At 60.0% G+C, this 17,993-nt stretch carries 15 protein-coding genes; all 15 read right to left on the bottom strand.

What is annotated here, in order from left to right; all coding sequences use genetic code 11:
• Window positions 1-46 precede the first annotated feature (46 nt).
• The gene (pstB, locus tag DWX39_RS05190) at window positions 47-850 is read right to left on the bottom strand and encodes a phosphate ABC transporter ATP-binding protein PstB (protein ID WP_117758727.1); all 804 of its coding nucleotides are present in this window, start codon (window positions 848-850) and stop codon (window positions 47-49) included.
• A gap of 12 nt (window positions 851-862) precedes the next feature.
• Window positions 863-1,768, bottom strand: coding sequence for a phosphate ABC transporter permease PstA (gene pstA, locus DWX39_RS05195; protein ID WP_006234250.1), 906 nt, complete (start codon window positions 1,766-1,768; stop codon window positions 863-865).
• A 3-nt stretch (window positions 1,769-1,771) separates the two neighbouring features.
• Window positions 1,772-2,698: a phosphate ABC transporter permease subunit PstC gene (pstC, locus tag DWX39_RS05200; protein ID WP_117758728.1), complete on the bottom strand. Its 927-nt coding sequence runs from the start codon at window positions 2,696-2,698 to the stop codon at window positions 1,772-1,774.
• Window position 2,699: 1 nt separating this feature from the next.
• A complete protein-coding gene (locus tag DWX39_RS05205) occupies window positions 2,700-3,536 on the bottom strand; it encodes a phosphate ABC transporter substrate-binding protein (RefSeq protein WP_055251678.1) in 837 nt (278 codons plus the stop codon).
• Window positions 3,533-4,333, bottom strand: a complete 801-nt coding sequence (locus DWX39_RS05210) for a polyphenol oxidase family protein (protein WP_117758729.1) — start codon at window positions 4,331-4,333, stop codon at window positions 3,533-3,535. Before DWX39_RS05210 ends, DWX39_RS05205 begins: the two co-directional genes overlap by 4 nt.
• Before the next feature lie 210 nt (window positions 4,334-4,543).
• The gene (ftsZ, locus tag DWX39_RS05215) at window positions 4,544-5,698 is read right to left on the bottom strand and encodes a cell division protein FtsZ (protein ID WP_022094491.1); all 1,155 of its coding nucleotides are present in this window, start codon (window positions 5,696-5,698) and stop codon (window positions 4,544-4,546) included.
• 199 nt (window positions 5,699-5,897) lie between these two features.
• The gene (locus DWX39_RS05220; RefSeq protein ID WP_227790121.1) at window positions 5,898-6,686 is read right to left on the bottom strand and encodes a cell division protein FtsQ/DivIB; all 789 of its coding nucleotides are present in this window, start codon (window positions 6,684-6,686) and stop codon (window positions 5,898-5,900) included.
• A 424-nt stretch (window positions 6,687-7,110) separates the two neighbouring features.
• Window positions 7,111-8,022 (bottom strand): UDP-N-acetylmuramate dehydrogenase, encoded by a 912-nt coding sequence (murB, locus tag DWX39_RS05225; protein ID WP_006234257.1) that lies wholly within the window; start codon window positions 8,020-8,022, stop codon window positions 7,111-7,113.
• A gap of 5 nt (window positions 8,023-8,027) precedes the next feature.
• Window positions 8,028-9,446 (bottom strand): UDP-N-acetylmuramate--L-alanine ligase, encoded by a 1,419-nt coding sequence (gene murC, locus DWX39_RS05230; RefSeq protein ID WP_099431529.1) that lies wholly within the window; start codon window positions 9,444-9,446, stop codon window positions 8,028-8,030.
• Between the two features lie 97 nt (window positions 9,447-9,543).
• The gene (gene murG / locus DWX39_RS05235; RefSeq protein WP_117637519.1) at window positions 9,544-10,659 is read right to left on the bottom strand and encodes an undecaprenyldiphospho-muramoylpentapeptide beta-N-acetylglucosaminyltransferase; all 1,116 of its coding nucleotides are present in this window, start codon (window positions 10,657-10,659) and stop codon (window positions 9,544-9,546) included.
• Window positions 10,649-12,142, bottom strand: a complete 1,494-nt coding sequence (ftsW, locus tag DWX39_RS05240; protein WP_117758731.1) for a putative lipid II flippase FtsW — start codon at window positions 12,140-12,142, stop codon at window positions 10,649-10,651. The genes murG and ftsW overlap by 11 nt, the downstream gene beginning before the upstream one ends.
• Before the next feature lie 36 nt (window positions 12,143-12,178).
• Window positions 12,179-13,585, bottom strand: a complete 1,407-nt coding sequence (gene murD / locus DWX39_RS05245; RefSeq protein WP_117758732.1) for a UDP-N-acetylmuramoyl-L-alanine--D-glutamate ligase — start codon at window positions 13,583-13,585, stop codon at window positions 12,179-12,181.
• A gap of 9 nt (window positions 13,586-13,594) precedes the next feature.
• Window positions 13,595-14,614, bottom strand: a complete 1,020-nt coding sequence (gene mraY / locus DWX39_RS05250) for a phospho-N-acetylmuramoyl-pentapeptide-transferase (protein WP_117758733.1) — start codon at window positions 14,612-14,614, stop codon at window positions 13,595-13,597.
• Between the two features lie 3 nt (window positions 14,615-14,617).
• Complete coding sequence (gene murF, locus DWX39_RS05255) at window positions 14,618-16,042, bottom strand: UDP-N-acetylmuramoyl-tripeptide--D-alanyl-D-alanine ligase (RefSeq protein ID WP_117758734.1); 1,425 nt, start codon at window positions 16,040-16,042, stop codon at window positions 14,618-14,620.
• Window positions 16,043-16,170: 128 nt separating this feature from the next.
• Window positions 16,171-17,871, bottom strand: coding sequence for a penicillin-binding protein 2 (locus tag DWX39_RS05260; protein WP_332068160.1), 1,701 nt, complete (start codon window positions 17,869-17,871; stop codon window positions 16,171-16,173).
• Window positions 17,872-17,993 lie beyond the last annotated feature (122 nt).

Here is a 17,993-nt window from a genome sequence, read left to right on the forward strand (position 1 = left end):
ATACGCACCGGACCAGATCCGATCGGCTTGGGACTAGTCGCACCGATCAGCCAAAGCGGCCGGTGATATAGTCTTCCGTCCGCGAGTCCACCGGGCTGGTGAAGATCGCGTCGGTTTGACCATACTCGATGAGCGTAGCGGGCTCGCCGGCAACTTCCTGCAAGAAGAATGCGGTGTAGTCGCTAATGCGAGCTGCCTGCTGCATTGAATGCGTGACGATGATGATCGTCATCTCGGGCGCCAGCTCGGCCATCAGATCCTCGACCTTAGAGACGGACGTGGGGTCGATGGCGGAGCAGGGCTCGTCCATCAGAAGAACATCGGGTTGCACCGCAAGCACGCGCGCGATGCACAGACGCTGCTGCTGACCGCCCGAGAGCGCCAAACCATCCTTGTTGAGCTGATTGGATACCTCTTTCCAGAGGTTGGCGCGCTTGAGCGATTCTTCCACGATGTCATCGAGGTCACTTTTGCTAGTCACGCCCTGCAGACGAGGGCCAAAGGCGACATTCTCGTAGATGGATTTAGGAAACGGGTTGGGCTGCTGAAAGATCATGCCCACGCGACGACGGAGATCGACCGGGTCGACACCCTCGACATAGATATCGTTGCCGTCGAGCGTCATGGTGCCCTCGACGCGCGTGCCCTCGATCAGGTCATTCATGCGGTTGATGCAGCGCAAAAACGTCGACTTGCCGCAGCCCGAAGGGCCAATGAAGGAGGTGATGGCGTTTTTGGCGATGTTGAGGTCAAGCCCCGTCAGCGCATGAAAGTCACCGTACCAAAAGTTGAAATCCTTGGCCGTAATGGCCGCTTGCTCCAACGTGGGAGCGGACTGATAAACGGACATGGGACTCCTTAACTAGCGACGCTTGCGCGACAGGAAGCGCGCAAACAGGTTGAAGGCCAGAATGATCACCATCAGCAAGAGCGCGGTGCCGTAGGCTGCGTTCATGTTGATGCCGTCGTTGGCAAGCAGATACAGGTGAACCGTCATGGGGCGGCCGGAATCGAGCGGCGAAATAGGTAGATTGATGGCCTGCCCCATGGTATAGAGCACCACCGCGGTCTCGCCAATGGCACGGCCGATGGCGAGAACGATGCCCGTGGCAATACGGCCAAAGGCAGAGGGAAGCACGATCTTGGAGACAACCTGCCACTTGGTGGCGCCCAGGCCATATGCGCCCCAGCGGATATAGCGCGGAACGGCGCGAATGGCCTCTTCGGTGGTACGCATGACGATGGGAAGCATCAAGAGCGCGAGTGCCAGGGCGGCCGAGACCATCGAAAGGCCCAGGCCCATGGCCTCGACAAACAAGGCGTAGCCAAACAGGCCCATAACGATGGAGGGCACCGAGGCCAAAGCGTCAGCAGCGTAGCGAATGAGCTCGACGACCTTGCCCTGCTTGGCGTACTCGGCCAGATAGACGGCTGCCAGCACAGCGATCGGCGTGCAGATAAGCATGGCGAGCGCCGTCACGTAGACGGTCGAGACGATCGTGGGCCAAATTCCGCCCTCGGCGTTGACGCCCTGGGGCCAACCGAAGATAAAGTCGAGCGAGATGTGTGGCAGGCCGTTGATGACCACGTAGGCGATGATAGCGACCAGCACCAGCGTGGTGATGTAGGCAGCGGCACGAAACACGCCAAGCATGATCTTGTTGGACAGGTCCTTGTTGATGCGGCCCTTCTTGCCGTGGGAAAGGGCACGCTTGATGCGCTCGCGCGACGAGGTCGTATCGACCGTCGTGTCAACGGAATCGGACATAGCCTACCCCCTCTTCTTCTTGGAAATCAGACGGACGATGCCCACCAGCGTGGCGGAGATGATAAACAGGACCACGCCCATGCCGAACAGCGCCGAGCGATGCAGACCCGAGGAATAGCTCATGTCGAGCGCGATCTGGCTCGTGAGCGTCGAGATAGGGCTCGCAACGCTGTCGGGAATAACCGGGGCGTTACCCACGACCATGAGCACGGCCATGGTCTCTCCGATGGCACGGCCCATACCCAGCACGATGGCATCCACGATACCCAGCTTAGCGGCAGGTAGCACGACCTTATAGATGGTCTGCCACTTAGTAGCACCCATGGCATACGATGCCTCGCGAATGCCCATGGGAATGGAATTGAGGGCATCGATGGTGAGCGTGGTGATGGTAGGGACGATCATGATGGCGAGCACAAACCACGCCGTCAGCGCACCAAAACCAAGGCCGCCGGTCAGTTGTGCGATAAACGGGCGGATGATGATCATGCCAAAGAAGCCGTAGATGATGGAGGGTATGCCCGCCAGCAGGTCAACGGCGGGGCTGATGAGCTTGCGCACGCGCTTGCTGGCAATCTCGACCAGGTAAACGGCCGTACCCACGCCCAGCGGCACGCCCATGGCGAGCGCACCGACGGTCACCAGACCTGAGCCGGCAAGCAGCGACATGATGCCGTAGTGGCCCTCAGAGGGCGCCCACGTAAAGCTAAAGAAGTCCGCCAGACCGATGTCGGTAAAGACGGGCAGCGCCGAGTACGTGGTAAAGACAAAAATCAGGATGACGGTAACGACCGCCAAAAACGCGCAGGCAAAGAAGATCCACTGCAGCGCCTTCTCCTTGATATAGGTACTGCGCGATACGAGCGCCAGCTCGCGCTTCTTGGGTGCCTGAGCATTCTGCTCAGTCTGGGAGTTTTCCTGTGCTTCCATGCTACTCACTCCCCTTCTCGTCGTTGGTGACGGGAATAAAGCCCGCCTCGCGAATCTGCTTGTCCATCTTTTCGGACGTCACGTAGTCGATGTAATCCTGCGCCTGCTGCGAAGGCGCACCCTTCACAAAGAAGTAAAGGTCGCGCGAGATGGGATAGCCGCCACTCGCGACCGTCTTCTCGGACGCCTCAACATGATTGACCGAGACAGCCTTGACCGAGGTCTTGGCGTTGAGGCTATCGACGAAGCCCAGCGAAATGTAGCCGATGGCCCCACGCGAACGAGATACCACGTCGCGCACCTGGCCCGTACCCGAAAGAACAGCCGAGCGGCGATCGAACGGCGTGCCATCCATCACGATGGTACGGAAGGCCTCGCGCGTACCGGACGCCTCGTCTCGGTTGATGACCTGAATCCTCAGGTCCTCGCCACCGACCTCTTTCCAATTGGTAATCTTGCCGGCGTAGATATCGCGGAGCTGCTCGGTCGAGAGGTTATCGACGGGGTTGTCGTCGTTCACGATGACCGCAATACCGTCGTGGGCAATGACGATGGGAGTCAGGCCCAGATCCTGTTCGTCGGCATTGAGTCCACGGGAGGAGCTGGCGATATCGGCCGTGCCGGCGCTGACGGCCTCGATCCCAGCGGAAGAACCCAAACCGGAAACGAGCACGTCGATGCCGGTCTCCTCCTTAAAGCCCTCGGCCGCAATCTCGGCGATAGGAAGGCAGGTCGTGGAGCCGGCCACGGTAATGGAAGAGGTAGAAGATCCCGAAGAACAGGCGCACAGCGTAAGCGTAAGCACAGCGGCGCTCAGGACCGATACGATCTTTCTCATAGCATCACGCCGATCGCAGCATGGCGCCCACAGGTGCCGTCCTCGTTACGGTAGGAATAAAAGCGGTCGTTCTGACGCACGGTCGAAAGCTGGGTATCCACGATATCATCCGCGTCGACACCGACATCTACCAGCGCCTCGCGAATGGCAGCGGAAAGATCAAGCATGCGAGAGGTATTCGCATCGATGCAAGAGAACTCGGCGGCAAAGCGATCCATGAGTTCCTGGGATACCTCATATTCGTCACCCAAGATATGGGGGCCGATATAGGCGGAAACGTCGCTCGCATCGCAACCGGCAGCATCGCAAAGCGCCTGGCACGCCTTGGCGGAAATACGTGCAATCGTGCCCTTCCAACCGGAGTGCACCACGGCAAATCCGCCGGGGGCCACCAGCACCACGGGAACGCAGTCGGCAAAGCAGAGCAGCACGGGCACGTTATGCGCCGTGCAGACGATGGCATCACAGCCCTCGGCAATCTGCTCGCGAACGTCCTCAAGGTCATCGGCGCCGTTCGAGGTCACCGCAACGATATGATCACCATGGACCTGATTGGGAACGAGCAGGTTGTGCTCGCACTCGGCGGCACCCATAGCCTCGAGCGCACGACAACGATTTTCTTGAACAGCAAAGGGGTCATCGCCAACATGCGAGCCCAAGTTGAGTGAGGAGTACGCATCTTCGGAAACGCCACCGGCGCGCTCGGTGAAGGCAAAGCGAACATCGGATGTCGCGCCCTCCACCAACGTAACTCCATCATGGTCGACACGCGAAACTTTGTCCGCACGTGCTGCCATACTAAAGCCTCCTAATAACACAAGTACCGCGGCATCGCCGCTACAGCCCGCGTTTATACGGCTGTCATACTTCTCTAAAAGGATACCTGCTGCGCTGGAGGCAATCGTAAAGGGAACGTAAAGAGATTGGAGGTTCTAGTTTACAAAGTCGAAATAAAAAGGGCGCGTCCATACGGACACGCCCCTGTGCACAACAATGCAAAGAACGACTTAGAAGCTGCCGCGCTTCAGGAAGTCGGGAAGCTCGAACTGATCGTTGCCGAAGTTAGGAAGCTCGGTGCCACCGACGTTGCGGGTCGGAGCGGCCTGAGCCGGGCTCGTGGCAGGAGCGGTGCGCTGCGGCTCAGCGGAGGCAGCGGCCTTGCTCTGAGACTGCTGAGCAGCAAAGAGCTCGTCCTGACGGTTGACGTTGGAGTCGGAGAAGCCCGTAGCGATGACGGTGATACGCACCTGATCGCCCAGGGACTCGTCGACAACGGTACCGAAGATGATGTTGGCCTCGGGGTCGACGGCGTTGGCGACAACGTCGGCGGCGTCGCTGATCTCCTGGATGCCCAGGTCCTTGGAACCGGCGATGGAGAGCAGCACGCGCGTGGCACCATCGATGGAGCTCTCGAGCAGCGGGCTGGAGATGGCCTGCTGGGCAGCGTCGACGGCACGGGTGTCCCCAGAAGAGGTACCGATACCCATCATGGCGGTACCGGCCTGCTTCATGATGGTCTTAACATCGGCGAAGTCCAGGTTGATGATACCGGGGACGGTGATGAGGTCGGTGATGCCCTGGGTGCCCTGGGAAAGGACGCCATCGGCAATCGCGAAGGCCTCGAGCATGGTGGTCTTCTTCTCGGCGATGTCGAGCAGCTTATCGTTAGGGATGACGATCATGGTGTCGACGCAATCGGAGAGGGTCTTAATGCCCTCCTCGGCGCTCTTCTTGCGCTTGCGGCCCTCGAAGGTGAAGGGCTTGGTCACGACGGCGACGGTCAGCGCACCGACCTCGTTCATCGCGATATCGGCAACGATGGGAGCAGCGCCGGTACCGGTGCCACCGCCCTCGCCGCAGGTGATGAACACCATGTCGGCGCCAGCGAGCGCCTCGGCAATGTCGTCGCGGGACTCATCGGCAGCCTTGCGGCCAACCTCGGGGTTGGCGCCGGCGCCCAGGCCGCGGGTAAGGTCGGTGCCGATGTGCACCTTGATATCGGCATCAGAGATCGCGAGTGCCTGAGCATCGGTGTTGATGGCAACAAACTCGACGCCGCGGATGCCCTCTTCGATCATTCGATTGACCGCGTTGGTACCGCCGCCGCCGACGCCGACCACCTTAATGACGGCAAGGTAGTTGTTGATCTCTGTCTCGTGCATGTCGGTCCTCCGAACAAAGGTTATAGCCATAGCATGGGTCGACCCCTGCGCACATTAACCTTCAGGTTGAAAGTAAATGCAAAGGTAAACCGTATTATGTTTGCACATTATGAACGTATCAGTCAAATAATTGACCGTGAAAACCAAACAAACCAGATAAACGGCGTGGTATGGCCCCTCAACAAAGCATCAACCAGCGCTACGAGGTCGGAGCGTTCCTAAATGTATAGTTACCCGGAGAGCGCACATTGATATACGTTACGCCCTCTACCTGCGAAAGCAGCTTGGTGACTACGCGCTCCTTCTTGACGATATCGTTCGAATCGCCCAGCGACACCTCAATGCCGTTATTGAGGTTTGCCGAGATGGCTTCGACCGAAGGCGTGGAAATATCCTTGACTTGTCCCAAGAACTCGCTCGAAAAACCACGCACATAATCCAAGCCAGCCTTAACGGCCTTGGAGCTCACCGCCTGGCCGGAAACCGGAGCGACATCCGCCGAGACATCAGTCAACAACACCGCGCCATAGTGCTTAGCGAGCGCCAGCGCGGCATCGATTCCGGTCAAGGTATTTGAGCCCTGCCCTGTCGTGATGACGTTGCCTTGGTCGTCCACTTCGACCGACGTCGACAGTGGGGCGATCCAGGTGTCATCATCCCCGATGGCCCAGGCAAGGTCATCGGAACTGATATAGGCAATTGCGATGACCTTGCGCTCCATCGGCGTAATGATGAGCGTATGCGGGAACTGACGCTGGACATCCACGCCCGAGACCCACGGATTCTGCTTGAGGTCCTCGGTAATCTGGTCGGGATCGACGTTAAAAAGCGACGTTCCCTCGGGCAAATCGATCAGCTGGATAGCATCGTGCTTCGTCACATGCTCGCTGCCTTGAATCTGAATATCAGTGGCGGTAAACAATCCAGAGTTGATCACCACGATGGCAACGACGACGAGCACGGCCAAGGCGGCCAGAACGCCGCCCACGATTTTGCCTTTGCCTGCAACGACAGAAGCGGCGTCTGATGTTTTATTTACCATCGCCCCAAGTGAAGATAACGGGTTGACGCTTTTTTTACCCGAAGGCTTCTTGGCGGTAGCCGGCACCGATGTCAGCGAGCGCGGTTTCGATGCGCCCAGCGTGCGACCTGGACGCGGCGCTTTAGTTCCCGTCGAGGGCTTAGGAGTTGCCATGGGACGGGCGGGTTTGGCGCCCATAACAGGCTTTGACGTCACCGAGGGACGCGAGGACTTTTTTGCGGCCGGACGATTACCGAGCTGCGAGCCGACAACCGGACGACTGGTCTGTCGAGCATGCCCGACAGACTTAGAGTGCGCGACGGTATTGCGTTGAGGTTTGGCAGGCGCGCCGGAACGCCCTCCGGCGCGGCGGAAGGTGGGTTTCGATGCTCTAGAAGCCGAGGAATTTAACTTCCGGTCTGAGCTCGATGCCATACGCCTCCCTCACCTTTCCGTGCACATGTCTGATAACCGCGGCAACGTCATCGGCCGAGGCAGTTCCGTTATTAACGATAAAATTAGCGTGAACGGGCGAAACTTCCGCGCCGCCAATCGAAAAACCCTTTAATCCACAATCCTCGATAAGCTTGCCCACACTCGCATCGGGCGGGTTGCGAAAGACCGACCCGCAGGATGCGCGACCCATGGGCTGCGTACGCTTGCGCCTCGTCAGGTACCGCTCCATGCGCTCGCGAATGTCGGCCTTGGGCGCCGGTTTAAGCTTGAGCACGCACTCGAGGATAATCTCATTGCGGGGAAGGCTACATTCGCGGTAGCCCCAAGTGATCTCGGACCCCGCATAATGCTTGATACCGGATGCCGGGTCAAACGTTACGACATCCTCAACCAGCGAGCCAATCCACTCGGTCCGCGTGCCGGCATTCATAGATATCGCACCGCCGACCGAACCAGGAATGCCAACGGCAAACTCAAGGCCCGAGAGGCTACGCGACAGGGCATCGTTGACCAGGCGCGCAAACATCACGCCCGCACCGACCGTCAGCGTACAACCGTCATCGGCAACAACCGTGCGCTGGAACTCACGTCCGAGCGAAATGACGGCACCGCGATAACCGCCATCGGCAACCAGCAGATTGGAGCCCTTGCCGATGATGACCCACGGCACCTGCTCGCGATCGAGCACCGCCACGGCGCGGCGGAGGGCATGATAGCTATGGCACGTCACAAAGAGGTCGGCCTTGCCGCCGATACGATAGCTCGTATGACGCGCAAGGCGCTCGTCCTCGATCACATCCGTGTCGATCATGCCCGAGAGCGCCATGACGGCGTTAAACAGACCCATTAGACTTAAGCGTCTTTCTTGGCAGTCAGATACTCAATGAACTCGGGACCGACGGTCGTAACGTCGCCGGCACCCATGGTGAGCAGCAGGTCGCCCTCGCCCACCATCTGCTCGAGCTCCTGATTGAGCTCAAGACGGCTGGAGCAGTACACGACCTCCTTGCCAGGATGCTTGGCGCGCACGGTATCGGCGAGCATCTTAGAGGTGACACCCGGAATGGGCATCTCGCCAGCCGAGAACACATCGATCAGCAGCAGTTTATCGGCATTGGCAAATGCATCGGCAAAGTCGTCGCACAGGGCCTGCAGGCGCGAATAGCGGTGCGGCTGGAACACGACGTCGACGTGCTTGTAGCCCAGCGACGAAGCGGCGGCAAGCGTCGCCTTGATCTCGGTGGGGTGATGGCCGTAATCATCGACCACGGTGATGCCATCGATATCGCCCACGTGGGTAAAGCGACGGCGGACGCCCTCAAAGCTCGAGAGCGCCTTGGCGGCGGCGTCGATGTCAAGGCCCAGGACATGGGCGACGGTGAGCACGGCCGTGGCGTTGAGCATGTTGTGGCGACCGGGATTGCTCTTGATCTCCACAGCGTGCTCAGTGCCGTCCTCAAAGCGAACGATAAAGTCACTCTGGATGCCCTTGACATCCGGGTGCACGCAGACGATGTCGTTGCTCTCGGCAAAGCCGTAGGAAAGCACGTGACGGCCCGTCGACTTGGCGAGCTCGACCAGATGCGGGTCCTCGCCGCAGACGATGACGGTGCCGTCCTCGCCCACCAGGCTCATGAATTTGGCGAAAGTTGCCTCGATCTCCTCGATACCCGAGTAGTGATCGAGGTGGTCGGCCTCGACGTTGGTCACAATGACCACGTTGGGGTTCAGGAACAGAAAGGAGCTGTCGGACTCGTCGGCCTCGGCGACAAAGTAGTCGCCCGAGCCGTTCTTGCCGTTCGTGTCATAGCCCTCAACGATGCCGCCGATCAAGAAACTCGGATCCAGACCCATGCGGTCGAGCATGGTGGCGCACATCGAAGACGTGGTGGTCTTGCCATGCGTGCCGGCAACAGCGACGGTGGTGTAGCCGTGGCCCAAAGCAGAGAGCATCTTGGCACGGGGCCACACGGGAATACCAAGCTCGCGAGCGCGAACGAGCTCAGGGTTGGACTCCGGAATAGCGGTGGAGACAACAACCACGTCGGGCTTGACCTCGTCGATCGTGGCTGCCTCATGGCCCACGTGCACCTTCACACCAGCGCGGGTAAGCTGGCGGATATAACGTGACGTCTTAAGGTCGGAGCCGGTAACGGCATAACCGCGCTCGTGCAGAACGAGGGCGATGCCGCTCATGCCGGCGCCGCCGATACCGATAAAGTGGGCGCTCTTAAACTCGGGCGCGGAGGTTGCAGTCTGGGAATCAGCCATGTGCTCGTGTACTCCTTGCGTAAACACTGCCTGTAACCCGTTAACTGTACCGCACCTACCGCATCAGCGCGAGGGCGACCGACGATATCCCGTCTAACTAACGCAAACCCTCTACCGCATCGGCCAGAAGAGCGGCGGCCCTATCCTGAGCCAGACCACGCGCCGCCTGACGCATGACGTCGCGCTCTGCCGCGTCATCGACCAGGTGCAGCAGCTCATCGGCAAAGGCAGAACCGTCGATATCGGCATCGGCACAGAGCACGCCGGCCCCGGCGTCGACCAGATAACGGGCATTGGTGGTTTGGTGGTCGGCCGTCGCATGCGGATACGGCACGAGTATCGAGGGCACGGCGAGCGCAGCGATCTCGGCCACGCTCGATGCACCCGAACGCGAGAGCACCAAATCGGCAGCAGCCAGCATATCGCCCATGTTGTCGATGTAAGGCTGGACGCGGTAACGCTTCGCCTCCTCGGGCGTCAGCGCCAAAGCGCGCTCGGTCTCCTCAAAGCCGTCGGCACCCGTCGAATGCAACACATAGAGGTTCTTGCGCGAAAGCAGCTCGTTTTTGAGCGAAACCGCGCGCTCGTTGAGGTGCTGGGCGCCAAGTGAACCGCCAAAGACGAGCAGCAGCGTAGCGTCCTCGGGAACGCCAAGTGCCTTGCGGCCGCGAGCGCGATCGCCCTCGATCACCGAGCGACGTACGGGGTTGCCGGTCATGAGCACGTGGTCAGGGTCACCTTCGCGCTCAAAGACCGAGCGCGCTGCCGGCACCGAGATGCACACGCGAGCGGCGTGGGAGTTCATCATCTTGTTGGCCAGGCCCGGAACAGAGTTCTGCTCATGTAGCAGATACGGAACGCCTGCGCCCTTGCACCACCCCAGCAGCGGAACCTCGACATAGGCACCAAAACCGATGGCAGCATCGGGCTTGCCGACCTTTGAGAAATGACTGGCGAGCGCACGCTTGGCCTTGTTGACACGCCACAGCGAGGTCAGCGCTGTCCAGGGACGGGAGCGGTCGAAGCCCGTGACCGTAATGGGCACAAAATCAAACCCAGCCTCGGGGACCAGACGACCCTCGAGCTTGCGCGACTGGCCCACGAACACAACGTGGTGGCCACGGTCATGCAGCTCCTCGGCCAAAGCGAGCGCGGGGTTAATGTGTCCTGCCGTGCCGCCGGCTGCAATAGCAACGGTCATCTTATCGGTCATGGTAGTCCCTTCGTACACGCGGTCCCTGGTCGTCGGTGCGCAAACGCGCCGACGGGTCCGAGTTCAAATCGATTCGATTATATCCGCCGCCCGCACTGCGAGGACTGGGGCGCTGCGGACGACCTTGCGGCGCCGTCCGCGGACGTGGACGAGCTGCCGGCTCGGTCGCAGAGCCATCCAGAACGGTAAAGCCGCTACGCGAAGGTCGTTCACCGCGCACGTGGGCCACGCCGGCGGTGCTCTCGTCCATAACGGCAAAGCTCTCACGGCGGCGGTCATACTCATCGCGGCGGGCGCTCTCGTACGAAACGCGCAGAATCAACCCGGCAAGCATAAGCGACACGATAATCGACGAACCGCCGTAGCTAATAAACGGCAACGGTTTGCCCGTCATGGGAAACACGTTGAGGATGCCAAGCGCGTTAATCAAAAACTGCACCGCGAGAATGACCGCGGAGCCAGACGCCATAAGCGCGCCCCGACGATCGGTCGCCTGCTCGGCAATGCGAAACGCCGAGTAGATCAGCATCGCAAACACCAAGAAGAACAGCACGGTTCCGACAAAGCCGACTTCCTCGCCAATGATGGCCAGGATGTAGTCATTGTGCGCCTCGGGCAGATACGAGTACTTCATGGTTGAGTTGCCGATGCCACGGCCGAACAGACCGCCCGAGGCAAAGGCCATGATGGCAAGCGTGGCCTGATAGCCGTCACCATACTCATCAGCCCAAGGGTTCAAGGCAACCTGAATACGCACCATACGGTACGGCTCTGCGACAAGTGCAATCACGATCACGAGAATGCCGAAGATTAGCACGCCGATGATAAATCTCGGGTCGAGACCCGCAAACAACGCCATGCACATGAGGGTCAGCAGGATGATCAGGACGGTACCGAAATCGGGCTGGATAAAGATCAGAAAGAGCGAAATGCCCAGGTAGATGCCCATCTTGCGAAGGAATTCGTTGATGTTGCCACCGGGCGAAAAGAAGCGATCAAGCATGATGGCCGAATACGCAATGGCAAATGGCTTTAAAAACTCGGAAGGCTGGAACTGAATGCCGGCGATGTTGAGCCAGCGCGTGGCGCCACGGCTGCCGCTGCCCACCAAGAACACCAGAAACAGTAGCCCTATCATGCCTATGAGGAAGATCCTGAGCACATCCTCCCCAAACCAGCTGTCCGGCAAAACGCGCACGATGGCAATCAGCGCCAGAACACCAACCACGGCAAACGCAGCCTGTCGACCCAGAAAAAACGTCGCTGAGCCATTCTCGTGCAGTGCCTCGACCGAAGACGCCGAGTACACCATCAGCAGGCCAAAACACACCAAGATAAACAGACAGGCCATGAATATCAGACGGGGGCGCATGATGCGGGCGGGAACGCCGGCAATATAGCGTTCGCTAAACGACTGCCCGCCGCGACCGGAACGCGGTGTGCTACGCCGCGAGGAAGCACGGTCCGAGTCGGGCGTCCTCATACCTTGTCGGGGGCTCTCCTCTCTCACCGGCAACCCCTATTCCATTTGCGATTTCGCTGCAGCGGCAAGCTGGGCCACATAGTCCTTAAACACGCGGCCGCGCTCCTCATAGCCCGAGAACTCATCGAACGAAGAGCAGGCAGGAGAAAGTAAGATCACGTCGCCACGGCTCGACAGCGAACGGGCAACGTCCACGGCATCGCGTAGGTCATCCGCCTGGGCGATATCCACATCGCCATCGACATCGGCCTCGTCCATAGCGGCGGTGAAGCGCTCGCGCGCATCGCCAAAGCAGACGACCGAGCGCACGTTATCCATAACAACGCGCGCGAAGTCCGTGAGCGGCGTGCCCTTATCGTGGCCGCCGAGCAGCAAGATCACGTCGTCATCGGGAAATGCCGTCAGTGCCTTCTCGACCGCGTCGGTGTTGGTCGCCTTGGAATCGTTGACGTAGCGCACACCGTCAATCTCGCCGCACGGCTCCACGCGATGCTCGAGCGGCTGGAACGAGGCCAGACCGCGGCGGACACCATCGACATCGGCACCGACGGCCAGAGCAGCCGTGGCGGCACATAAGGCATTGATGACATTGTGGTGGCCCGAAATCTTGAGCTCGGACGTGGCGACAAGCTGAGTCTCGACGCCCTTCAGGCGCACGACCATTTTGCCGTCGCGCACAAAGGCGGCGTCTGCACCCTCGGGCTCGTCAAAAGCGACCTTGCAGATGCGGCGACCCGGCTTATAGATGTACTCATCGAACTCGTGAATGCCGGCGTCTTCGACGTCGACAACCACCAGATCGTCATCGACCATATTGTCAAACAGCTTGATCTTGGCAAGCGCATAGTTCTTATGGCTCTTATGCCAGCCCAAGTGGTCGGGAGTGATGTTGAGCAGCACTGCCACGCGAGGGTGGAGCTCGGTGGTCGTAGCAATCTGATAGCTCGAGAGCTCAGCCACAAACCACTCGTTGTGGGCTCGGCCGTCAATCTCGTTGATAGGCGGCTCACCGATGTTGCCGACAGCTACACTGGCCTCACCGGAAGCCTTGAGCAGATAATCGGTCAGCGACGTGGTGGTCGTCTTGCCGTTGGTGCCCGTGATGGCAATCCAGTTATCGGGCGACAGGCGATAGGCAAACTCGGGCTCACCCATAATCTGGGCGGCATGCTCGCGCCCGGCCTTAAAGAAGCCCGAGAACTCCGAGATGCCCGGGCACGTCACGCATACGTCATAGGCGCCCTCGACCTGTTCGGTCCCATAGACAAACGACGCACCGGCAGCCTCGAGCGCACGCGTGGCGTCATTGGGCTCAGAGGTGCCGCCGCCATACACGGTAACGGCGCTTACGCGCTCTGGATGTGCCAGCGCCCAGCGGGCGACATCGAGACCGGATTTGCCCTGACCCAAAACGAGCAAGCTAAAGACATCAGCAAGAGACATGAAAGACCACTATCCCAACTGGCAGAACAGAGCAAGGCCAACGGCACCAAATGCCGCAGCGATAATCCAAAAACGGATGACGACCTTGGTCTCGGCCCAACCCTTCTTTTCGAAATGATGATGGATGGGCGCCATAAGGAAGACGCGCTTGTGCGTAAAATGGAAGTAGACAACCTGAATCATGACCGACAGGGTCTCAACGATAAACAGGCCGCCGATGATGAGGGAGACGACCTCGGTGTTGGTCATGATGGACGTGCAGGCAAACGCGGCGCCCAGAGCAAGCGAGCCGGTATCGCCCATAAAGATGCTCGCCGGATAGCAGTTGAACCACAGAAAGCCCAAGCAGGCACCGGCACACGCGGTACAGAAGATGGACAGGTTCACGTCTCCGTGCAAAAACGCCATGGCAGCCATGGCGAGCATGGCGATCATGGAGGTGCCGCCAGCAAGACCGTCAAGGCCATCGGTCAGGTTCACGGCATTAGAAAGACCGGCAATCATCAGCCAGCAAAAGACAATATAGAGCCACGGGAACGAATAGCCGCAGATGGTGGTCGAAAGCACGCCAAGGTCGATCGTCAACCCACCGGGAAAACAAATCTCGGGGGCGACGCCGCACCAGTTGACGGCAAGTACCGTAAAGGTGACACAGATAATGGTTAGGCCGATCATCTTGGCATGAGGCGTCAGACCGAGCGAGCGCCCATGCGTAACGGAGGTCAGGTCGTCGATCAGGCCCAGCACGCCGGTCGCCAGCGTGGCGAGCAGTACGAGTACGAGCTCGGTGGTGAGCTTGCCCATCAGCAGGCAGGTCAGCGAGATCGCGACGAGGATGACAACGCCACCCATGGTGGGCGTTCCCTGCTTAACCAAATGACGCTTGGGGCCGTCGGCACGAACCTGCTGGCCGATACCCTCGACCTTGAGCAGCTTGATCCACCACGGCATGAGCAGCAGCGCAATGGCTGCGGCGATGCCAAGCCCCAAAAAAGCCTGATACGTTGGATACGAGGGATTGCCGAACATGGGCTAGCACACACCTTCCACAAAGCGGTCGAGCTCAACAAAGCGGGAACCCTTGACCAGTACAACATCATGTTTTTCAAGCGCGCCGCCCATGCGGTCGAGCACCTGCTGATAATCGGAGAACACCTGGATGCGGTCCTCGTCCATGCCCATCATGCGTGCGGCATCGGCCATAAGCTGGGCCAGCTCACCACCCACGCACGCCAGCATGTCGAGCTTCTTGGCGGCGGCATAGGCGCCCACGAGCTCATGCATGCGAGGAGCCTCATCGCCCATCTCGCCCATCTCGCCCAGGATCGCCATGCGAGACCCCGTGCACGAAAGCGAGCACAGCAGATCGAGGCCAGCAGCCATGGATTCGGCACTGGCGTTATAGGAGTCATCGATGACGCGTGCACCGCTCTTGGCGCGCTTGATCTCCTGGCGGTGTCCGGTGATCGTGAGACCCCTAAAGGCAGCATCGATCTGCTCGGGCGTCACGCCCAGGCGATAGGCAACCGCGGCGGCCTTAACGGCATTAGGAACGGACTGCACGCCGGGGATGGCAAGCATGGTATCGATCGTCTCACCCTGGCCAAAATCGAGCGTAAAGACCGGACGGCCTTCGTCATCAACGCGAACGTCGCGGGCGCGGACCTCATCATCGTCCGAGACGCCGGCCAGCATCACGTCGATACCAGCAGGTTGGGCGAACGTGTCGCGAATGAACGGCGTAAAGTCGTCCTCGCCGCCCAAAACCAGCAGCGGCAAATAGTCGCCGGCGGCGCACATGCCCTGTACAATCTCGGCCTTAGCGCGGGCGATGTTCTCGCGGCTGCCCAAAATGCCGATATGAGAGGTGCCGATCTTGCTCACGATGGCAAGGTTGGGATTGGCGGACTGGGACAGGCGCTCGATCTCGTGGAAATGGTTCATGCCCATCTCGAGCACCAGAACCTCGGTATCGGCCGGAGCGGAAAGCACCGTGAGCGGCATGCCGATCAGGTTATTGAAATTGCCCTTGGTGGCCCAGACACGATAGCGCTTGGCGAGCACAGCGGCGAGCACGTCCTTGGTCGTCGTCTTGCCGATGGAACCGGTAATGCCAACGACCAGGCAGCCAAGCTCCAGGCGATACGCGTGCGCCAAACGCAGCAGAAACTCCTCGGGATCATCGGTCAGCAAGATGGCACAGCCCTTGTCCTGCGCCAGCGAGACCAGCTCGGCCTCGGGCTCACGCGTCATCACGACGGCGCCGGCACCCGACTGGACGGCACGGGAAGCATAATCATTGCCGTCGACGTTTTCACCGGGAAAGGCGACGAAAATCGTCCCTTCCTCGACCTGGCGCGAGTCGATAACGCACCCGCGGCATACCAGATCGACTTCTCCCGTCACGGTTCGGGCCCCTGTTGCGGCCGCGAGGTTGTTGACGGCGATCTCTATCATTGCAGCTCCCCTGTAAACCTAAATAATGCTATCGGCGTATTGTATCCCAGCGCCGCGCATGCGTGGTGCAGGGCATGTGAACACCCCTCATATGGGACAACAAACCACGCCCCAAAGATTGTAACCCCCTACTTCGTGTGCGGGATACCCAGCACGTCGAGCGCGTTGGCCATAATTGACTGGAACGGCACCGCAGCGGCATCTGAGCCGCTCGGCGTTCCGTCGAGCGTGATATAGCACAGCACCTTGGGCGATTGTGCCGGTGCAAAGCCCATAAAGGACGACATGTAGTTCTCCTTGAGGTAGCCGCCGTTCTCGTCGGCACGTTCGGCCGTGCCGGTCTTGCCCGCCACGTCATAGCCGTCAACTGCGCCGCCAACGCCCGTGCCTTCAGACACGACCGTCTGCATGCACGATGTCACCTGGGATGCGGCGTCCTCCGAAATCGCGCGCTCGCCTTCGCCCCAGTCCTTCTCGTCGCCTTTGCTGGACTTATAGAAGTGCGGGGTCATCATCACGCCGCCGTTGGCGATGCCGCCCACGGCACGTGCGATCTCAATCGGCGAGACAGACAGCGCCTGTCCAAAGCTCATCGAGCCCAGCGTGGCGCCGTCATACTGGTCACGCTCCTTGACGATGCCCAGGCTCTCGCCCGGAAAATCGACACCAGAGCTGTGACCGATGCCCCACTTGTCCACATAGGCGGCAAAGTCGTCGGCACCGATCTTGCGCCCCACCAGGACAAAACCCACGTTGGACGAACGGCGCATCATCTCGCGCACATCCATGGTCATGGCGTAGTCACGCTTGTCGGCATCGGTGACGGTATCGTCGCCCACCTTGATGCTCGCCGGCACCTCAAACGACGTACTCGACCGCACGACACCCAAGTCGAAGCCGGCGCCCGCCACGAGCGTCTTAAAGACCGAGCCGGGCTCGTAGGCGTCGGTGACCAGGCGCAGGTTCATATCCTCGGTCTTGGCGTTTTCCAAATTGGTCTGGTCGTAGGTCGGATACGAGCAGGCTGCCAAGATCTCGCCTGTCGTAGGATCGGTGACCAGCGCCGAGCCGTTCTTGGCCTTTGTCTTCTCCACAGCCTCTGCCAGGGCATCCTCGGCCGCACGCTGGATATTGACGTCGAGCGTCGTCACGATATCAACGCCGTCGACCGCAGCCACCTTTTTATAGGCACCGCCCGCGATATAGCTGCCGTCCCTCGCGCGCTCGCGTACGAGAGAGCCGTTCGTGCCGGTCAGAAGCTTGTTGTATTGCTTTTCGAGACCCGTCAAGCCGTCGTTGTCTACATTCACTACACCCAGCACCTGCGATGCCAGATTGCCGTATGGATATACGCGCTTCATGGCCTGCTCAAAAAGCACGCCGGGCAGGTTCTTCTTCTCCAGCGCCGCAGCGTCGTCTTCGTCCACCTGGCGCTTGATATACACCCAGGTTCCATCGGACTCAACGAGCTTGCGGCAGGTCTTTTTATCGATTCCAGTTGCCTTGACCAGCGCCGACACCGTCTTGTCAACATCCTCGACAAGCTGGGGGTTCACGGCGATGTTGCGACATTCGACCGACGACGCTAGCACGTTACCGTTGCGGTCGTAGATGGTGCCACGTTTGGCATAGAGGGTCTGCGCAAGCAGGCGGCGCGCATCGGCACGCTCGCGCAGTTTATCGGCTTCGACAATTTGATAGTCGGCAAGGCGAAAGACGCCCAAGCCCAAGCCAAGCCCAATGAAGCCCATGACGGCTTTGCGGCGAGGCAGAGGCGTGCCTGTGAGCCATTCGGTCGACGAACTCTTGCGCGACCTGGTGTTATGCACTTGAGGGCCGCCCGAGCCGCGAAGTCGCGACGCCGGGTCGTTGCCACGGGACTGCCCGGCGTTGTAAGATTGCCGACCCGTTCCTTGATAACCAGAACGTCCCCGCGACGAGGGACGTCCAG

The sequence above is a fragment of the Collinsella sp. AF19-1LB genome (genome assembly GCF_003459655.1).
GTDB lineage: Bacteria > Actinomycetota > Coriobacteriia > Coriobacteriales > Coriobacteriaceae > Collinsella.